We start from the raw sequence: 19,947 nt of genomic DNA, 5'->3' as shown, positions 1-19,947 counted from the left end.
AAAAAAATAGTAATGGAAATATTAACACAACTAATAGATTTTATCCTTCACATAGATGTTCATTTAAGTGAAATTATTAGAGATTATAGAGTTTGGACATACTTAATTCTTTTCATAATCATTTTTGCAGAAACAGGTTTAGTTGTAACTCCTTTTTTGCCCGGAGACTCTTTGCTAATAGCTGCTGGCGCATTGGTTTCTGTTGGCGATACAGGCATGAATGTTAACTTACTTGCAATACTTTTAATTATTGCTGCCATATTGGGGAATACAGTTAATTATGAAATAGGTAGGTATTTTGGTGTTAGAGTATTTAAGCCTGGTAATAAAATACTTAAGATTGAATATTATGAACAAACCCAAACTTTTTTTTTAGAACATGGTACTAAGGCAATCATTTTAGGAAGGTTTTTACCTGTTTTAAGAACGATTGTTCCTTTTGTTGCCGGTATAGGAAAGTTAGATAGAAATCGTTTCAACTTCTTAAATATAGTTGGAGGCATAATATGGATTGGCTTGTTATTATATGCAGGCTATTTTTTAGGCAGATTTGAGTTCTTTAAAAAGAATTTTTCGGCCATTATTTTAGTAGTAATTGTGGTAACTCTTTTACCTGCTGTTTATGCAGCTGTTGCAAGTAAATTTTCTAAAAAAGTGGTTTAAAATTTATTTTTTTAAACAACAAAAGCCATGATTTATCGTGGCTTTTGTTGTTTAAAGGCTTTATAGTAAAATACTAACTATCGTTTTTCTCTAATAATTTTATTAAAACAGCAAAGTCTTTTGGGTACTCAGCTGTAAAAGTTCTAGTTTCGTTTTCTGCAATTTTGAAAGTTACTTCTCTAGAGTGTAAAGCAAAACGTTTCATAATAGGTTGTTCAACCTCATTTTTGCTTAATTTAAAGTTTCTTTTAATTTTTGATAAAAAAACCGGTTTACCATCATACATTTCATCGCCACTTATTGATGCCCTTTGTGTAGCCAAGTGAATTCTTATTTGGTGCATACGCCCGGTAACAGGCCTGGCTTCAATTAAAGTGTAGTGCTTAAAGAATTTTATTGATTTAAAATAAGTGTCGGCTCTTTTACCTTCACCTCTACTAATCATCACATTCCCTTTTCCTGCATTTAAAATTGGTAAATCTACCAATACATCATTAAAAACATGAGTGCCATCTACAACAGCATGGTAAACTTTCTTTACTTCGCGATGTTCGAATTGCATAGACACAAACCTGTAAGTTTCTGGGTTTTTAGCGATAATCATTGCTCCAGATGTTTCTTTATCTAACCTATGGCAAATCTGTGCATCTTCATGGTACTGCTTTGCTAATCTCAATATATTTACATCGCCACCCTCTCTTTCATCCAAAGATGCTATAAATGGGGGTTTGTTTACCACAATTATATGTTCGTCTTCAAAAATAATGAGATCTTGTAGTTTCGGGATTTTCATAAGTGCCAAAGATAAGTTAAAAGCTTAAAATTTGTTAAAAGATGTGATTTAATATTGATTACAAAAAGCTTATAAAACAGTTAAGCTCCAAACGGGGAGAATGGAGCTTAAACTAACCAATTATAAACCTAAATTAAACGAAAGGACATTTAAATAAAGTAATGAGTTATAACTCGAATTACTTGGTGTAAAGGTAACACTAAGTGAGTTTAGTATTGTCACAAAATTGTCATGTAATTGTTAATTAATTAATACTTCTTGTTAAATTTTGTTAAATATATATCAATTTACATTAAATCTTGCGGATTTGCTAAGTGCTATGTTTGCATTTAAACTTTTAATTTAATTTAACTTGTTGATAATCAAAGGAAAGTTAGTTGTTCTAAAATTTCTTTAAAAAATTATAAATTCTTAAATTCAAAATTTGTTATAAATTGCTAAAATGGGTGATGAGTTTGTTAGGATCGGGATAAAAAATATGGTATGCCCAAGATGCATATTGGCTTTAGAAAATGGTTTAGAGGTTATTAACTGTAATTTTAATGAAGTTAAATTAGGTTTTGTAAATATAAATAGGAGTTTTCCTATATTGAAAATACAAGAAATGTTATTGAGTTTAGGTTTTGAATTAATAACAACCCACGATCAAAGATTAGTTGGAAGTATAAAAACCAAACTTATAGAATTACTTCAAGTAAACGAAAATTTAAGAAGCGAAAAACTATCTGTTTGGCTATCTAATGAATTGAGTAAAGATTATCATTATCTAAGTAATTTGTTTTCTGATACAGAAGGAAAAACAATTGAACGCTATTTTATCAAACTCAGAGTAGAAAAAGTTAAAGAGTTTTTAGTGTACAATGAATTAAATTTAAAGGAGATTGCTTTCAAATTAGGTTTTAGCAGTGTCGCTCATTTATCGGCGCAGTTTAAAAAAGAAACTGGTTTTACTACCACTCATTTTAAAAAATTAGGATTAAATAAGCGCTTGTTTATTGACGAATTATAACAAATTATTTGAAATGAAATTATATTAAAATTAGCTGAAACCGTTAGCTTTTTAAGCCTTAATAAACTCCCAAAATTTTTATTCTACCAATAATATAAAAATTTGTTAAATTTAAATGTTTATATGCTTTGTGAATGATTAGAGTTTTTGTGTTCTTAAGTTTTCTATTAATGCTATCCTTGCAATCTTTCGTTTTGCTAGATGATGTTAAAACTGCCGGATTATATAAGTTACCAAATGGAGTTACAAGTAAAGATTATCAAAAAAACAAACTCATTATAAAATTCAAAAAAAATCCTATAGAGGCAGACTATAAACAAATAAATCAGCAATTACTCTCTTCTAATAAAGCAATAATAATCACCTCTGCTATGTCTGTTTTTAAACAAACTAGCACATTAACAGACCAGCAAAGTATTGACATTGTTGGTTTAAATAGAATTTATGAGGTGGATTTTGAAAGTGATTTGCACATTGAAAATGTAATTAGCGAAATTTTAAAAAATTCGAATATAGAATATGCAGAGCCAAGTTTTGTTTATCATACTTTTGCAGACCCTAACGATACTGGTTTTGCGATAGGAAGACAAAATTATTTGCAACAAGTAAAAGCATTAGAAGCTTGGAACATTCAGCCCAATGCTAATGAGGTTGTAATAGCCATTGTAGATTCAGGTTCGGATTTACAACATGAAGATTTAGCCAATAACATACATTATAATTTAAACGATCCCATAAATGGTATTGATGATGATGGCGACGGATATATTGATAACTATATGGGATGGGATTTTGTTGGTGCTACAGCTGAAAAAATTATAGAAGATAATAATCCTGATATTCCAGCAGATTCTTTAGACCATGGAGTGCATGTTAGTGGTTTAGCTTCTGCAGTTACAAATAATAATATTGGTATTGCAAGTATAGCCCAAAATGCAAAATTAATGATATTAAAAACTGGAGCTGATAATAGTTCGAGTTCTATATATAAAGGCTACGAAGGAATAGTTTATGCAGCAAACCATGGTGCAAAAATCATCAATTGTTCTTGGGGTGGCCCTGGAGGTGGTGCTTATGGTCAAGACGTTATAAATTATGCAGTTAGTAAAGGCTGTTTAGTAGTAGTTGCAGCAGGCAATAAAGGAACCGATGAACTTTTCTATCCTGCTGCATATTCGGGTGCTTTTGCTGTAGCAAATTTACAAAGCAACGATGTTAAGTCGGTAAGTTCAAGTTATGGATATCATGTAGCAATTGCAGCGCCCGGTTCTGGTATCTACAGTACATTAAATAACAACCAATATGGTTATAAAAGTGGTACATCTATGGCTACCCCAATTGTTGCCAGTGCAGCAGCATTGGTTTTGGCAAAAAATCCAGCTTTAACTGGTTTTCAGGTTGGCGAAATATTAAGGCTAAGTACAGATGATATTTATAGCAATATTCCGGAAAATGCAAATTTTAATAATAAAATAGGTAGCGGCCGATTGAATGTTTTTAAAGCTTTACAAGCTACCCAAAGCCCAGCTATTAGGTATCAAAAAATTAGTATTGAAGATGCTTCAAATGGTGCCTTAGCAGCTGGCGATACATTAAATTATTATTTCGATTTGAAAAATGTTTTAATGACCACAAATAATATTGAAGTAACTTTAACCACCAATAATCCTAATGTTAAAATTATTTCTGGAGTAAAAAACACTGGAAATTTCTCTACACTTGAAACAAAAATTTTAGGTCCATTTAAAATTTTTGTAAACCCTAATACACCAGAAAACACAACTATTTTATTCAAACTAGGTTATAGCAATACTTCTGTAAATTACAACGCAAGTGAATTTTTTACAAGTAATGTAAATCTTGATTATCAAAATATTACTGTAAATCAATTATATACTACAATTACTAGTAATGGTAGGGTAGGTTATAGTTCAGCAAATGCTCACAATGGTTTGGGTGTGCTTTATAAAGATTTTTCAACGCTTTATGAGGGTTCTCTAATGATAGGTGTTTCAAATACTCAGGTTTCTAATAATGTACGTTCAAATAATGGTGGTACAGATAACGATTTTAAAAAGATAAAAGGCGTAGCTAGAATTCAGAATACTTTAGCAGCTTACGAAGGCGTAGCCCAATTTAATGATACTTTAAGTACAAAACCTATTGGTTTAAGCGTAATTAATAAACAAATTGCTTTTAAAACTAAACCAGACGATAAATATGTAATTGTTGAATATGAAGTGATAAACAACAATAAGACAGCTTTAAATAATGTTTATGTTGGATTGTTTACAGATTGGGATGTTGATGAGAGTTCGCGTAATATTTTAAAGTATGATGAAAACAATAAATTAAGTTATGTTTACGCAACAACACCTTTAACACCTTATGTTGGGGTTAAATTGCTTTCTAATAATGCTAATCCATTGTTTTATCCGATGTCTTACCAAGTAGCTACAGATTTACTTTACGATGGTAGTTTTACTGTTGCAGAAAAATATCAAACATTAACAAGCGGTATAAAAGCTACATCATTAGGAGGCGAAACTGGTTTGGATGTGATGTGTGTAGTTGGAAATGGGCCATATAATATTTTGCCTAATAAATCTATAAAAATAGCCTTCGCAATTATTGCTGGCGATAATTTGGATGATATTACTCAATCTGCTTTAGCTGCCCAAACTAAATATATAGAACAAAAGATAGTTTTAGAAAGTGGCTTTAGCATTTCTCAAAATTATCCAAACCCTGCAAAAAAGCAAACCAATGTAAACATTAATTTACCAGAAGATGGTTTAACAACTTTAGAGATTTTTGATAATTTGGGTAAAAGAGTTAAAACGGTTTTTGAAGACGATTTAAAGAAAGGAATTTATACTTACTCTATGGATTTAAGCAATATGAAAACTGGAATTTACTTTTACAGGTGTACTTTAAATGATAAAGAACAAATAAAGAAAATGATAGTTGTAGAATAATAGTTGGTGTTTTATCAATCGTTATTATTATAACATACTCGGCACCTTGGTTCGTAATTTTCTTTCTCGCCTAATAAAAATTGATTTTTATTTTCGACCAATCTGTAGCTAAATAGGGCAGGGCCACCACATCTTACGCAAACAGCATGTACTTTAGTAACATCCTCTGCAATAGCTAATAAAGAAGGAATAGGTCCAAATGGTTTACCTTCAAAATCCATATCTAAACCGGCAATAATTACCCTAACTCCTTTATTTGCCAATTTCACACAAACATCTGGCAATTCATCGTCAAAAAACTGGGCCTCATCAATACCTACAATTTGTGTATTGCTTCCATACAATAAAATAGAAGATGAATGATCAACAGGAGTGGAATTAATAGAGTTTAAATCGTGAGAAACAACGGCGTTTTCATCATATCGGGTGTCGGTTTTAGGTTTAAAAATTTCGACTTGCAATTTTGCAATTTGAGCCCTTCTTAACCTTCTAATTAATTCTTCTGTTTTACCAGAGAACATGGAGCCACAAATTACTTCAATACTTCCACCAAATTCATTTCTTCTTCTCAATCTATCGTCATTAAACATAAACTCACACAAATTGCGTTAAACCTTTCGGCTAATATCAGAATTATATGTTATTTTTGATAGCGTATTTACCAACATAAATACACAAAATTTACGTTTACAAATCATGATGAATAAGGCGCAGATACTAAGAAAGATAGGAAACATCATTCAAGAACTAAATGAGCAACACGAATATTTAACTAGTGCTAGCAAAATCAATTTGTTAGAATTAGAATTGTTTACCGCTAATGCAGATTTTTTAATAGACCATATTGAGATTTTAAAAAAATTGAATGAAAGGCCTGAAATTAAAAGTATTGAAGATATTGTAAATGCGCCAAAATTAATACACGAAGAAGCTACAAAAAGTGTAGATACAGTTATAAAACTAACTGAAGAACCACAAGAAGAACCAAAACAAAAATTCAATTTTTCTTTTGAAGAACCAACTGAAATGGTTTTTGATTTTGAAAAAAGAATAGCAGTTGAAGAAGTTTTTGATAGAGATTTAAGCGAAGCTGAGTTGAAGGTTTTAGAAGAAAAAAAATCTGAAAAAGATTTCTCAACACTTAAAACAGCACAGTTTCCTGAGATTGTTGAAATAAAGCTAAAAGATGATGTTGTTGAAGAAGAAAAAGGTCCAGAACCTTTTTTAGTGATAAAGGATGAGCCAGTGATGGAAGCTATAAAACCAGAGCCAGCAGAACCAGCAGTTGTTGAAAAAATACAACAAGCGGAGGTAATTATTCAAAATGAAGCAACTCCTAAAATAGCTGATAACGAAATTAAGCGTTTAACATTAAATGAGATGTTATCTTCAAAATTAAATAAAACAGGGTTAGGAGCTAAAAATACACAAAGTACAAAAAAAGTTGATGATTTAAAAGCAGCGATTAGTATTAACGATAAAATGGTTTTTATTAAGGAACTTTTTAACGGTTATAATTTAGCTTATAGTGAAGCAATTGAAATATTAAACAGGTTTGATAATCAAGAAGCGGCTGATAATTTTTTGCAGAAAAACTATGCTGTTAAAAATGATTGGGAAAGTAAACAAAGTACTGTTAATAGGTTTTACGAGTATTTAGGTAAGAAGTTTTTATCTTAATTTTCTTTAACACTTCTTGCTTATTTATCATTCAAATTAATGCCTCTTCCTAAAAAAGTTACAGCAAAAAAAACAAACACAAAACCACGTACACCCCGGAAAAAGAAAGTTTCTAAAAGTAAATTTTCTGCAAAGTTTAAAGTTGTTTTAATAATAATTGCGTTATTAGTTTTATCTCCGTTTTATTATGGTAAGGTTATAAAAACAGTGGTTTCTACCAGCAGATGGTTCAGAGATTTGTTTGTCTTTGATGAATATCCACATTACGAGAAATTTGGTATCCGTATTCCTCGTAAATTTTATGTTCATGGTATAGATGTTTCTTACTATCAAGGTAAAATTGATTGGGAAAAAGTGAGCATGATGGATTATAATGGTATTAAAATATCATTCGCTTTTATAAAAGCCACTGAAGGTGTAACATTAGTTGATTCTTACTTTCAAAGAAATTGGCGAGAAAGTAAAAAAAATGAAGTGATAAGAGGAGCCTATCATTATTTTAAACCAAAAAAATCTGGTTTATGGCAAGCTCGCTTTTTTTTACAAACGGTAAAAATGGAATCGGGAGATTTACCACCAGTAATTGATATTGAAGAAACTGCTGGTTTGTCGAAAAATGAGTTAATCCCGAATATTCAAGACTTTTTAAACGAAATAGAAAAGAAAACTAAGATTAAGCCAATTATTTATACAGGTTATCAGTTTTATAAAGATAATTTGAAAGGAGAATTTGACGATTATCCTTTATGGGTTGCTCATTATTACCAGCCTAAATTGAAATTTAAGAAAGAAACACGTTGGGAATTTTGGCAACACGCTGATAATGCAAATATTGATGGAATTAACCATAAGGTGGATATGAATGTTTTTAACGGACAAGAAGAAGATTTAAGTGCATTATTAATTCAAAATAGTAAATAACGTTCCATAAAATGATTTTTGAACAAGAATTTTTAGTTTTAAATCAGAAACCGAGAGGTTTTCATATCATCACTAGCCAGATTTTGGGAGTTATTCCTCAAATAGAAAGCATAAAGGTTGGGATGCTACAAGTATTTATCCAACATACTTCTGCATCGTTAAGTATAAATGAAAACGCCGACCCTACAGTGAGACAAGATTTTGAAATGTTTTTTAATAAAACCGTAAAAGAAAGAGACCCTAATTATCTACATGATTATGAAGGAGACGATGATATGCCTGCACATTTAAAATCTGCTTTATTGGGTTCTTCTGTTACAATTCCAATAAGAAATGGAAAGTTGGCTTTAGGTACCTGGCAAGGTATTTATTTTTGCGAACATAGAGATGCTGGAGGCAAAAGAAGTTTTGTAATTACTGTTTGGGGCAAAGGTTTTTAGGTTTCTATAAATCATACATATATAGGATTAAAATTTCATTTTTAACCTATAAAAAAAGCCGTTTCTCTTTAAAAAGAAACGGCTTTTGATTTTGCTTTCGGCTTTAGCCTTATGCTTAATGTTATTTAATAAATAATAATTCTCTGAATTTAGGTAATGGCCAAATATTGTCATCAACCATTAATTCTAATTTATCAACGTGGTAACGTATTGGCTCAAAGTAAGCTTTAACTTTCTCATCGTAAGCAATTGCTTTATCTCTAGAATCTTCAATTACGTTAGCTAATTTACGTTCTTCAATCATTGCGTGTACATTATCTTTAATAAAGTTGATGTGCTTAGATAATTCTTTAACAATTAATAATTGAGAGCTGTAACTTTCTTCGTCTAAACCAATATCTTTTAAACCTTTTATATTAGTTACTAAAGTTGTTTGGTAAGAAATTGCTGCTGGTAAAATAACGTTAGTAGCAAGTTCGCCAATAACACGACCTTCAATTTGAATTTTCTTATAGTAATCTTCCAATAAAATCTCATGACGAGCGTGAGCTTCTCTTACACTAAATACACCAGTATCTTGAAATAATTTAGTTGATTTTTCAGTTACTAAAGCATCTAAAGCCTTTGGCGTAGTTTTAATGTTGTTTAATCCACGAGTCTTAGCTTCTGCAGCCCACTCATCGCTGTAACCATTACCTTCAAAACGAATTGATTTAGATTCTTTGATGTATTTTTTAAGGATAGTTAAGATAGCAACATCTTTTTTATCACCTTTTTTAATTAATTTATCAACTTCGTTTTTGAATTTAACCAACTGATCTGCCATAATCATGTTTAAAACAGTCATAGGGTTTGATGAGTTAGCAGAAGAACCAACAGCTCTTAATTCAAATTTGTTTCCGGTAAAAGCAAACGGAGAAGTACGGTTTCTATCTGTGTTATCCAATAAAATTGAAGGAATTTTTGGAATGCTATGCCACATTGTACTTTCTTCCTTAGCTTTTTTGCTAATTCTTGAAGTTTCAATTTCGTCTAAAACATCACTCAATTGGCTACCTAAAAACATAGATATAATTGCAGGAGGTGCTTCATTAGCTCCTAAACGGTGATCGTTATTTACAGATGCAATAGATGCTCTTAATAAATCTGCATGTTCATGTACTGCCTTTATAGTATTAACAAAGAAAGTTAAGAACATTAAGTTGTTTTTAGGAGTTTTTCCTGGAGCCAATAAATTTTTACCAGTATCAGTAATTAAAGACCAGTTATTATGTTTACCAGATCCGTTTACGCCAGCATAAGGTTTTTCATGCAATAAAACTTTAAAATGGTGTCTTTTAGCAACTTTGTCCATTAAATCCATCAATAATTGATTATGATCTATGGCTAAATTGATTTCTTCATATAAAGGAGCACACTCAAATTGAGAAGGAGCAACCTCGTTATGACGAGTTTTTAAAGGAATTCCTAATTGTAAAGCTTCTGACTCAAAATCCTGCATGTAAGCAACCACTCTTTCTGGTATAGAACCAAAATAATGATCATCTAATTGTTGGTTTTTTGCAGATGAGTGACCAAACAAAGTTCTACCTGTCATTAATAAATCTGGTCTTGCATTAAATAATGCTAAATCAACCAAAAAATATTCTTGCTCAATACCTAAAGATGCATTTACTTTATTAATGCCTTTATCAAAGAAATGACAAACATCAACAGCAGCTTTATCAACAGCAGTCATTGCTTTTAATAACGGAGCTTTAAAATCTAAAGCTTCACCTGTGTAAGAAACAAAAACTGTTGGGATACAAAGTGTTTTACCAAAAATGAAAGCAGGAGAAGATGGGTCCCAAGCAGTATAACCTCTAGCTTCAAAAGTACTTCTAATACCTCCGTTTGGAAAACTAGATGCATCTGGTTCTTGTTGCACTAATGCACCGCCAGAAAATACTTCAACTGGAGTTCCGTCAGAGGCAGGTTCAAAAAATGAATCATGCTTTTCAGCGGTTGTACCAGTTAATGGTTGAAACCAATGCGTATAATGTGTAACACCTTTGCTCATAGCCCAAGATTTCATTGCAGAAGCAATATGCTCAGCTACATCTCTTTCTATAGGTGTACCATTTTCTCCAGCATTTACAATAGCTTGATAAGCCTCTTTAGACATAAAGGCTTTCATTTTTGGTTTATCAAAAACGTTTGCGCCAAAAAAGTCAGAAATTTTTGATGATGGTGTCTTCACTTCGGGTATAGTTCTTCCTAATACTGATTGAAGCGCTTGAAATCTAATTGTTGACATTGTTTAGGTGTTTATTTAATTATTAATAGCTATTTATATATATAATGGTTAAAAATAAGACGTTTTTTCCGAATTATCCTAAATTTTTTTAAAAAAAATTACATCAGTCATGTTTTTTGTTAAAAATTCGTTTAAATTTTTGATGTTTTTTTATAAAATATATCAAAATCCGACTTTTTTATTGCTAAAATTTTAGAAACAGGGTTTTTGCTTTCCTTTTTATTGCCATTTAAGATGTTTTAATTTTAAAGATAATTTAAAAATTATGGATTTGTATTAAAAATATTAGAATTTGATGCAGTTTTTTTAGTGTTTTTTTGATTTTATATTAAAAATATAGTAAAATGTTATAAAAATTTTGATGTTTTTGTCAAAATATAGACTTTAGTCGATGTAAAAATGATAATATATTGATTAATTATTAAGAGATATATAAAACTTTAGCAATATTATTAACACATATATTAATTTTAACTAAAAACCCTAAACAATTTAAAATGGAAAATTCATTACTTTTAATCCAAAGCGTCCTGACGATAATGGATGCGAAATTATTAACAGTAGCGATGCTTGCTCCAATGCAAGAAGTTGCAGAAACAGCTGAAGCTGCAAAAGAAGTTTTTATGAACGCCAGTAACGTATGGATGATGGTATGTGCGGCATTGGTATTTATAATGAACTTAGGCTTTGCAAGTGTTGAAGCCGGATTCTCTCAAACAAAAAACACAGTTAACATTTTATTCAAAAATGCAATCACACCAGTAATAGGTATTTTATTATATGCATTGTGTGGTTTCAATTTAATGTACCCTGGTTTTGGTGACGTACCAGGATGGTTTGGCTTTGCAGGTTTTGGATTGTCTTTACCAGAAGGAGGAAACACAGCAGCTTATGCAGCAGGATATCCTTACTATACAGATTTCTTGTTTCAAGCAATGTTTGCTGCTACAACAGCTACAATTGTTTCTGGAGCAGTTGCAGAACGTATTAAATTTAGTGCTTACCTAATTTTTACAATTTTCTTCGTAGGTGTAGTTTATCCAATTTGTGGTAGCTGGCAATGGGGTTATGGAATGGTTTCTTCTTGGGGATTTCATGACTTTGCAGGTTCTACTTTAGTTCACTCTGTTGGTGGATGGGGTGCATTAGCAGGTATCATTTTATTAGGTCCACGTATTGGTAGGTTTGCAGGAAAAGGAAACCCTTTCCCAGCTTCTAACTTAGCTTTTGCTACTATCGGTGTATTTATCCTTTGGTTAGGATGGTTTGGTTTCAATGGCGGTTCTGTTTTATCATCAGACCCTGCTTTAACTTCTTTAGTTTTAACTAACACAACTTTAGGCGCTTGTGCTGGTGCAGTTGGTGCTTTCATTTTAGCAACTATTTTATTAAAAACTTACGATTACGGAATGGTATTAAACGGAATATTAGCTGGTTTAGTTGGTATTACCGCTGGTGCCGATGTGGTTTCTCCAATGGAGTCTATTTACATAGGTTTTATCGCTGGTATTTTAGTAGTGCTTGCAGTACAATTATTAGAAAAATTAAAATTAGATGATGTTGTTGGTGCAGTTCCAGTACACTTAGTATGTGGTGTGTGGGGAACTTTAGCTGTAGGCATTTGGGGTACCGATATGAGTTTTATAGCTCAATTAAAAGGAGTTGCTGTTTACGGTGCTGCCGCTTTTGGTGCTTCTTTCATTCTATTTGCAGCGCTTAAATATACAATGGGTATAAGAGTATCTGTAGAAGAAGAAACTGAAGGTTTAGATATTCACGAACATGGAGTTCACGCTTACACAACATCAGCTGTAGGAAATAAAGGATAAAAGTATTTGGTAGATATGCAATTGCATATCTACCAAATTTTATAATTAACAATCAACAAACAAAACCCCTAAACAATAATAAAAATGAAAAAACAATTAATAACGCTAGCTGCTTTAATAGCTGTAACATTTGGTGCTAAGGCACAAACTGATTCTACATCTACACCTTTAGAAATCTCTGGTTCGGTAGATGCTTATTATAAATATGATTTTGCTAAAACTGCTAATATTGGTACAAGTTTCGCATCAGATCAGAATTCTGTTTCTTTAGGTATGATTGATATCGCTTTGAAGAAAACAACTGGTAAAGCCTCATTTGTAGGTGAAGTATCATTTGGTCCTAGAGGTCAAGGTCAATCAATTTTACCACAAGAAGGAATTGGAGAATCATTCCACATTCAAAACTTATATGCAACTTATGCATTTACTGATAAATTTAGCATGACTGCAGGTTTTATGGGGACATTTGTTGGATACGAAGTAATCTCTCCAGTAGGAAATTTCAATTACTCAACTTCTTATTTATTCACAAATGGTCCATTCCAAAATGCAGGTATTAAAGCTAATTATGCTATATCTGATAAAGTTGGTGTAATGGTAGGTTTATTCAATGATACTTGGAACACTTACATCGCAAATCCATCTTTTGGTGTAAATACCCTTGGTGCACAAATTTCATTAGCACCAGTTGAGGGTTGGAATGCATATTTAAATGTTTTATCTGGATCTGAAAGTGGAACAATTTTAGATTTAACAACTGCTTACCAAATTTCAGAAAAATTTAAATTAGGATTAAACGCTGCTGATTGGTCTGGTGTTGGTGATGACGAAGGTTATACTGGTGTTGCTTTATACCCATCTGTATCTATTACTGAGTCTTTTGGTTTAGGCTTAAGAGGCGAGTATTTCAAATCTAAAAAGAACGCAACTGCTCTTTTTGGATTGCCAGTAGCAGACGAATCTGTAACTGCCTTAACTTTAACAGCAAACTTAAAAAGTGGTGGCTTAACTTTTATTCCTGAGTTCAGATTAGACAATGGTTCTACTACTCAGTTTTTAAAATCTAATGGCGCTGCAACAAAATCAGCATCTCAATTCTCTTTAGCTGTAGTTTACGCTTTTTAGTATTAAATTGGTTTAAAAAAAAGCTGTCTCAAATAGGAGGGCACTGAAAAAGTCCTTGTGAAAAAATGTCGTGTTAAACATTGAGAAAAAACGGCATATAAGGCCTCTTAGAATCGTCTAATTGCAAAATAAAATTTAGGAGATTGCGAATATCACAAAGAAAAGGGCTTATGGGATAAAAAATTCATAAGCCCTTTTTTAATGGGTAGTTTTTCAGTGCCCTCTCAAATAGAGACAGCTTTTTTTATGCTTTAATTTTTTATTAAACGCTAAATTATTTCTAAAGCCTAAATTCTAATTTTATACATTCCACTAATTAATGTACAAGTCTGTTATAAAGTTTTTTTAACTATTTAAATTAACAACAGCTCATTAAGCAAGCTATTTCTAAATTTCAAATCACTTCCGCTAATCAAAACAAAAAAGAATTGTAATACCCTATTTGATATTAAGCTAATTTTATGAAATTTGCGTTTTAATTCGCAATTCACACATTGGAAATTTATATCGGTTACGTTTTTTTTATTTTACTTCAAGTTTGTTTTATAGCACAACTTTATTTTCTATTTTTTGTACAAAGAAAATTCACTTTTTTTTCTCCCAATTCAAACAATAATCTCGGAGATAAGCCAGCAGTTTCTGTAATAATTTGCGCTAGAAACGAAGCAAACAATTTAAAAGAATACTTACCATTTGTATTAGAACAAAACTATCCAAATTTTGAGGTAATTGTAGTTAACGATTGTTCTTACGATAGGAGTGAAGAGGTTTTAAGGGATTTTGAACTAAAATATCCGCATCTTAAAGTAGTGAAAATTGAGGAACACCCAAGGTTTAAAACTGCAAAAAAATTCGCTGCAACTTTAGGTATTAAGGCAGCAAAAAACGAAATCTTACTATTTACAGATGCCGATTGCAAACCAGCATCTGAAAATTGGATAGATTTAATGGTGGCTAACTACAATAATCCAGAAGTAGAAATTGTTTTGGGTTTTTCTCCATACAATAAGTACAGAGGCTTTTTAAACGCTTTAATTAGGTACGAAACATTTCAAACTGCTTTAAATTACCTTTCGTTTGCCATAAGCGGCATGCCATATATGGGCGTTGGTAGAAATTTATCGTACAAAAAATCTTTATTTTTTAAAGGAAAAGGGTTTGCATCTCACATGCACATCACTTCTGGCGATGATGATTTATTTGTCAACCAAAATGCTACAAAAAACAACACCGTTATAGAAATTAACAACAATACATTTACCAATAGCGAACCTAAAAGAACTTGGCTAAAATACTGGAAACAAAAAACCAGACATGTTAGTGCTTCAAAAATGTATAAAAGAGAACATCGTTTTAAATTAACATTACAAGCTTTATCTGCGTTAGGTTTTTATTCTTTCTTCATTCTTAGCTTAATTTTTAAAGTAGCTTTCGAAGCAGTTTTAGCAGTTTTTGTGTTAAGATTTGCTTGTCAGTTATTTGTATTTTACAAACCGATGGAAAAACTAAAGAATAAAGATTTACTTTGGTGGTTCCTGATTTTAGATCCTTTTTATTACATTTATTTAATAGCTTTAAACATTGCAGGTATTTTTATTAAAAAAACAATATGGAAATAAATCCTAATTTTTCTGATAACGCAAAAAACGACTTTATTTTGGTAGAAAAAGCCAAAGAAGGTAACCAAAAAGCGTATGCAGAATTAATGCAGCGTTATAAAGATTCTATATTTTTTATGGTTCTTAAAATGGTTAATAATAAGGACGACGCTATGGATATAACCGTTACTACCTTTGCAAAAGCATTCGAAAATTTAGAAAAATATCGTCCAGATTATGCTTTTAGTACTTGGTTGTTTAGAATTGCCACTAACGGAAGTATAGATTTTATAAGGAAAAAGAAAATCTCAACCACCTCAATAGATGGGATGAGTTTTGATGGTTCGGAAGATAAAGTTTTCGAAATAAAGAGCGATAGTTTAAATCCCGAAGAAACATCAATAAAAAAGCAACAAACAGAACAACTTAAAGAAATTATTGATAAACTGCCACCTCGTTACAAAACTTTAATTATTCTTCGTTATTTTGATGAATTGTCTTACGAAGAGATTTCAGAACAATTAGACTTGCCTTTAGGTACTGTAAAAGCACAATTGTTTAGAGGACGAGATTTATTGTCAAACGTACTTAACCGCAGAAAAAAGAGCCTAAAAAGTGACTTCTAAACTAATTCAAAAATATTTTCCAAATTTATCTAATCAGCAAATTAAGCAGTTTGACCAATTGTTTGAGCTTTATCAAACTTGGAATGCCCAAATAAACGTAATCAGTAGAAAAGATATTGACTTACTTTATGAGCGTCATATTTTACATTCTTTAGGAATAGCTAAAGTTTATAACTTTTTGCCAAATCAACATGTTTTAGATGTTGGTACTGGCGGTGGTTTCCCTGGTGTGCCTTTAGCTATTTTGTTTCCAGAAACTAATTTTGTTTTGGTAGATTCTATAGGTAAAAAAATAAAAGTAGTTAATGAGGTCTCTACCACTATTGGCTTAACCAATTTAAAAGGTATTCACAGTAGGGCAGAGCAGGTTGACCAAGATTTTGATTTTATAGTTTCAAGAGCAGTTACACAGCTAAAAGATTTTTATCCTTGGATAAAAGGAAAATTCAAGAAAAAATCATACTCAGATTTAAAAAACGGAGTGCTTTATTTAAAAGGAGGCGATTTAACAGAAGAACTTAAAGCCTCACAACTTAAAAGCATCAAACTTTTTCCTTTAACAGATTTTTTTGAAGAAGAGTTTTTTGAAACCAAATATGTGGTTTACTTTCCAGCTCAATAAATTAGGCAATGCTGCATAACATAGCAATTACAATGGTTAAAGGTATTGGTGATATCACTATAAAATCTTTAATTGGTTATTGCGGTAGTGCAGAGGAGGTTTTTAACACCAAACAATCAACATTAGAAAAAATACCCGGCGTTGGGCCAAAAATCGCAAAAAATATTGTTACCCACAGTGCTTTTGAAAGGGCAGAGCAAGAATTAAAGTTTGTTGAGAAATTTAAAATACAGCCTTTATTTTTTACAGATGCTGATTATCCTAAAAGATTAAGGAACTGTAATGATTCTCCTGTATTAGTATACTTTAAGGGAAATGCAAATTTAAATAATCAAAAAGTTATAGCTATAGTTGGTACACGTAAAGCCAGTAATTATGGTAGAGCATTTTGTGAAAAATTAATTGATGGCTTAAAAGAGCACCAGCCAATAATTATTAGCGGCCTAGCTTACGGAATTGATGTTGCAGCTCATAAAGCCGCATTGGCTTATAATCAATCAACAATTGGAGTTTTAGGCCACGGCTTAGATAGAATTTATCCTGCTTTACACCGTTCGGTTGCAGAAAAAATGTTAGAAAGCGGGGGTTTAATTACAGAATTTCCTTCTTTAACCAATCCAGACAGGCAAAATTTCCCAAAAAGAAACAGAATAATTGCCGGTATGGTCGATGCTGTGATTGTTGTAGAAGCTGCCAAAAAGGGTGGCGCATTAATTACAGCCGAAATAGCAAATTCTTACAATAGAGATGTTTTTGCTTTACCCGGTAAAATAGATGATGAATTTTCTGAAGGTTGCAATTTTTTAATAAAAACCAACCGAGCCAATTTGATTACCTGCCCTAAAGACATTGAATACATTATGGGATGGCAATTAGAAAATACTTTAAAACATAAAGAAACACCTAAATTATTTGTTGAGCTAAATACCGATGAAAAATTAATTTTTGATATTATTAAAGAAAGTTCAGTATTAAGTATTGATGATTTACAGATAAAAGCAAACATGCCTCAAAGTAAATTAGCCATGCTACTATTAAGTTTAGAAATGCAATCTGTAATTATTGCATTGCCAGGTAAGGTTTACCGCTTAAATTAAACTAGTGTTTTTAGGATAATCGTAAAAAACCAAACTTCCAGTGCCTTTACTTACCATTTTCCAACTCTCAAAAGGCAAATCAATTAAAGCCATCCCACAAGTAGGTATATTAAATAAATCAGCATCGGTTAAATAGATAACCAAATCTGTAATTGCATTATTATGCCCAAATAAAGCAATGTAATCATCATCATCATTTAACTCAGTAACAACATTTAATAAACTTTTTAATGATGCTTCGTAGATATCTAAATTCAATGTAATGGTATTAATGTCCATTTTCCATTCTTTGGCAAAAATTTTAGCAGTAGTCAAAGCTCTTAGTGCTGGACTGCTTACAATTTTATCAGGAATAATTTGTTTTACATAAATCCTTTGTCCCATTTCAGGAGCATTTTCTAAACCTCTTTTATTTAAAGGCCTGTCAAAATCCCTTAAACCAATATCAGCCCAATCAGATTTTGCATGTCTTACTAGTAATAGTTTTTTACTCATGATTTTGATAGGTAGTAGGTGTTTTATAAATTATAATCAATTAGTATTTTTTAACTAATGGATATTTATTGAAGATATAATATAATTTTTTTATGATTAAATTTGGATAAAAATGAGTTTACGTGTGTAAATATAAGGATAAAAATTAAGTTAACCGAGATGATATATGCATAATATATTCCGATATCGGCATTTGAAAAATCTTGAAATCTATTCTTTAGTAAAAGGTTGAGGGTGTACTTATTAATATAAAGTTAATATATCGAATAGTAAAATTTTCACTCATAGTTTTTAATTGATTTATGTGATAATTAACAATATAATGGGTTAGGAAATCTGAATATTATTGTCGAAATTATATTAGCACTAATTGTCTATCTGGAAAATTCTCAAAATATTATCTTGAAATATGGCGAAATTTGTTTTATAGGAAGAAAAAAACAGATCAAGCGGAAAAAGTTGGTAGATTTCAATTTAGGCAAAATATTTTTGAAAGTCTGAACAGGAATTATTTGATATCTCTTACACCTCTGGATGTTGATCTAAATGTGCTGAATTTAGTATTGAAATATCCCACCGAGCATTTGTTGATAAGTTGATAAGGAATAGAGTATAGACAATAGTTTGCTTGGACTGACCTAGAAAAAGTTTTAATAAATTCAATTCAACAATTCTCGACATCATTGTGCCATAGTCTCCAAGTGTTTGAATAAATGTTTTTTACCCATACATATCTTAAAGATATTCCAAATTTTTTTCGGGATGATCCAAAGCTTTCTTTGAAACTTTATATAATTTAATCAATAATTTGGCTCTTAGATTTTGTGATTTAGTGGATTTTTTATGATGGGATACTTGTGCATAAGATACTGGCTTTGCAATCTAATCAGCAAGATAAGGCACAAGTTTGGGCATAATAAATCGATATCGATTTTCCTATTCAATATAGGGGATAGGATAACGTAATAAATGAGATGAAACACGTAAAGAAAACGATTGGATTGAAAATTTTTAAAAAAAATCTTATAAAAAAACAATGTTTTCTTAAAATTGTTCAAATTATTTTTCGCTAAAAACAAGTATAAAATCTCATAGATGGCAGTTAAAGTCATTATATGACAAAGAATATAAATGTTCATCCAAACATATTACGAAAATTAAAGTTTGCAAATGAACACTATTTTTAATGAGTATTTCAAAATATTTATTAGCTTCGCCCAAATTTTAAAAATTTATACATTTAAACCGTTCTAACTATTAAAAACTATGAAAAAATTAAAATGTGGGTTAATTATGTTAATGATAATTGCTTTTGGCAGTTGTAAAAAGGATGAAAATAAAACTAAAATCGGCGACAAGAATGAAGTAAAAAACATAGGAGTTATTAAAGTTCAAGCATCTAGAGATGGAGTTTGGGATGTTTTGGGTTATGGATATGATGTAACTGGCGATTATGCAAATATTAATGATACAAAATTACCAATAATTGATGTTACAAGATTAAAATCTGAAAGACCTGACGTAATTGGAACCTCCCCTGGGGATCAGCGTTATGGATTACTGAAATACGGTGAAAACGCTGAAGATTATTCATCTGATCTTTCAAGAAATTTAAAGGCAACCACAGATTTTAAGGTTTTCAAAGGAACATTAACTTCAAGTTTCGGATTAACCCAAAAGTATAATAATAAAGATATATATGCTCAGGGTCAACGCATTTAAATTTGATTAAAGATTTTTATTAGATAGTCGTTATCCCATCCTGCCTTAAGTCT

At 31.0% G+C, this 19,947-nt stretch carries 17 protein-coding genes; 13 read left to right on the top strand and 4 right to left on the bottom strand.

What is annotated here, in order from left to right:
• The first annotated feature begins 12 nt into the window (after nucleotides 1-12).
• A complete protein-coding gene (locus tag ACFSSE_RS05915) occupies nucleotides 13-663 on the top strand; it encodes a DedA family protein (protein ID WP_379041116.1) in 651 nt (216 codons plus the stop codon).
• Nucleotides 664-736: 73 nt separating this feature from the next.
• Here ACFSSE_RS05915 and ACFSSE_RS05910 read toward each other — a convergent pair whose 3' ends face one another.
• Complete coding sequence (locus ACFSSE_RS05910; protein ID WP_379041118.1) at nucleotides 737-1,456, bottom strand: RluA family pseudouridine synthase; 720 nt, start codon at nucleotides 1,454-1,456, stop codon at nucleotides 737-739.
• A gap of 478 nt (nucleotides 1,457-1,934) precedes the next feature.
• On the opposite strand from ACFSSE_RS05910, the gene ACFSSE_RS05905 reads away from it, so the two are divergent.
• Both ACFSSE_RS05905 and ACFSSE_RS05900 read left to right on the top strand, forming a co-directional pair.
• On the top strand, nucleotides 1,935-2,465 hold the full coding sequence (locus ACFSSE_RS05905) for a helix-turn-helix domain-containing protein (protein ID WP_379041120.1): 531 nt from the start codon (nucleotides 1,935-1,937) through the stop codon (nucleotides 2,463-2,465).
• Nucleotides 2,466-2,635: 170 nt separating this feature from the next.
• A complete protein-coding gene (locus ACFSSE_RS05900; protein WP_379041122.1) occupies nucleotides 2,636-5,443 on the top strand; it encodes a S8 family serine peptidase in 2,808 nt (935 codons plus the stop codon).
• Nucleotides 5,444-5,457: 14 nt separating this feature from the next.
• Here the strand turns inward: ACFSSE_RS05900 and ACFSSE_RS05895 are convergent, their stop codons facing one another.
• Complete coding sequence (locus ACFSSE_RS05895; protein ID WP_379041124.1) at nucleotides 5,458-6,033, bottom strand: thymidine kinase; 576 nt, start codon at nucleotides 6,031-6,033, stop codon at nucleotides 5,458-5,460.
• Between the two features lie 106 nt (nucleotides 6,034-6,139).
• On the opposite strand from ACFSSE_RS05895, the gene ACFSSE_RS05890 reads away from it, so the two are divergent.
• From ACFSSE_RS05890 to ACFSSE_RS05880, 3 genes are read left to right on the top strand one after another with little or no spacing between them, the layout of a single operon-like run.
• Nucleotides 6,140-7,123, top strand: coding sequence for a hypothetical protein (locus ACFSSE_RS05890; protein WP_379041126.1), 984 nt, complete (start codon nucleotides 6,140-6,142; stop codon nucleotides 7,121-7,123).
• 39 nt (nucleotides 7,124-7,162) lie between these two features.
• Nucleotides 7,163-8,044: a glycoside hydrolase family 25 protein gene (locus ACFSSE_RS05885; RefSeq protein WP_379041128.1), complete on the top strand. Its 882-nt coding sequence runs from the start codon at nucleotides 7,163-7,165 to the stop codon at nucleotides 8,042-8,044.
• An 11-nt stretch (nucleotides 8,045-8,055) separates the two neighbouring features.
• The gene (locus tag ACFSSE_RS05880) at nucleotides 8,056-8,484 is read left to right on the top strand and encodes a secondary thiamine-phosphate synthase enzyme YjbQ (RefSeq protein WP_379041130.1); all 429 of its coding nucleotides are present in this window, start codon (nucleotides 8,056-8,058) and stop codon (nucleotides 8,482-8,484) included.
• A 121-nt stretch (nucleotides 8,485-8,605) separates the two neighbouring features.
• On the opposite strand, the gene ACFSSE_RS05875 is transcribed toward ACFSSE_RS05880, so the two are convergent.
• Nucleotides 8,606-10,780 carry a glutamine synthetase III family protein gene (locus ACFSSE_RS05875; RefSeq protein ID WP_379041132.1) on the bottom strand — a complete coding sequence of 725 codons (2,175 nt, stop codon included), beginning with the start codon at nucleotides 10,778-10,780 and terminating at the stop codon, nucleotides 8,606-8,608.
• A 497-nt stretch (nucleotides 10,781-11,277) separates the two neighbouring features.
• Between ACFSSE_RS05875 and ACFSSE_RS05870 the strand changes: the two genes are divergently transcribed.
• From ACFSSE_RS05870 to dprA, 6 genes are all read left to right on the top strand, one after another.
• The gene (locus tag ACFSSE_RS05870; protein WP_379041134.1) at nucleotides 11,278-12,609 is read left to right on the top strand and encodes an ammonium transporter; all 1,332 of its coding nucleotides are present in this window, start codon (nucleotides 11,278-11,280) and stop codon (nucleotides 12,607-12,609) included.
• 84 nt (nucleotides 12,610-12,693) lie between these two features.
• Nucleotides 12,694-13,734 carry an outer membrane beta-barrel protein gene (locus ACFSSE_RS05865; RefSeq protein ID WP_379041136.1) on the top strand — a complete coding sequence of 347 codons (1,041 nt, stop codon included), beginning with the start codon at nucleotides 12,694-12,696 and terminating at the stop codon, nucleotides 13,732-13,734.
• Between the two features lie 494 nt (nucleotides 13,735-14,228).
• A complete protein-coding gene (locus ACFSSE_RS05860) occupies nucleotides 14,229-15,353 on the top strand; it encodes a glycosyltransferase (protein WP_379041138.1) in 1,125 nt (374 codons plus the stop codon).
• Nucleotides 15,344-15,958, top strand: a complete 615-nt coding sequence (locus tag ACFSSE_RS05855; RefSeq protein WP_379041140.1) for an RNA polymerase sigma factor — start codon at nucleotides 15,344-15,346, stop codon at nucleotides 15,956-15,958. The genes ACFSSE_RS05860 and ACFSSE_RS05855 overlap by 10 nt, the downstream gene beginning before the upstream one ends.
• Nucleotides 15,948-16,580, top strand: a complete 633-nt coding sequence (gene rsmG / locus ACFSSE_RS05850; RefSeq protein ID WP_379041142.1) for a 16S rRNA (guanine(527)-N(7))-methyltransferase RsmG — start codon at nucleotides 15,948-15,950, stop codon at nucleotides 16,578-16,580. Before ACFSSE_RS05855 ends, rsmG begins: the two co-directional genes overlap by 11 nt.
• 8 nt (nucleotides 16,581-16,588) lie before the next feature.
• Nucleotides 16,589-17,677 carry a DNA-processing protein DprA gene (dprA, locus tag ACFSSE_RS05845; protein WP_379041144.1) on the top strand — a complete coding sequence of 363 codons (1,089 nt, stop codon included), beginning with the start codon at nucleotides 16,589-16,591 and terminating at the stop codon, nucleotides 17,675-17,677.
• Here the strand turns inward: dprA and ACFSSE_RS05840 are convergent.
• Entirely contained in the window at nucleotides 17,669-18,172 is a 504-nt protein-coding gene (locus tag ACFSSE_RS05840; protein ID WP_379041146.1) for a SixA phosphatase family protein, read from the bottom strand. The genes dprA and ACFSSE_RS05840 overlap by 9 nt on opposite strands.
• 1,266 nt (nucleotides 18,173-19,438) lie before the next feature.
• Between ACFSSE_RS05840 and ACFSSE_RS05835 the strand changes: the two genes are divergently transcribed.
• Entirely contained in the window at nucleotides 19,439-19,894 is a 456-nt protein-coding gene (locus ACFSSE_RS05835) for a hypothetical protein (RefSeq protein ID WP_379041148.1), read from the top strand.
• The last annotated feature ends 53 nt before the right edge of the window (nucleotides 19,895-19,947 follow it).

This window comes from Pedobacter alpinus (genome assembly GCF_042684645.1).
GTDB classification, from domain to species: Bacteria; Bacteroidota; Bacteroidia; order Sphingobacteriales; family Sphingobacteriaceae; genus Pseudopedobacter; species Pseudopedobacter alpinus.
The sequence above is the reverse complement of the archived record's forward strand: the minus strand, read 5'-3'. Positions and strand labels throughout refer to the sequence as shown.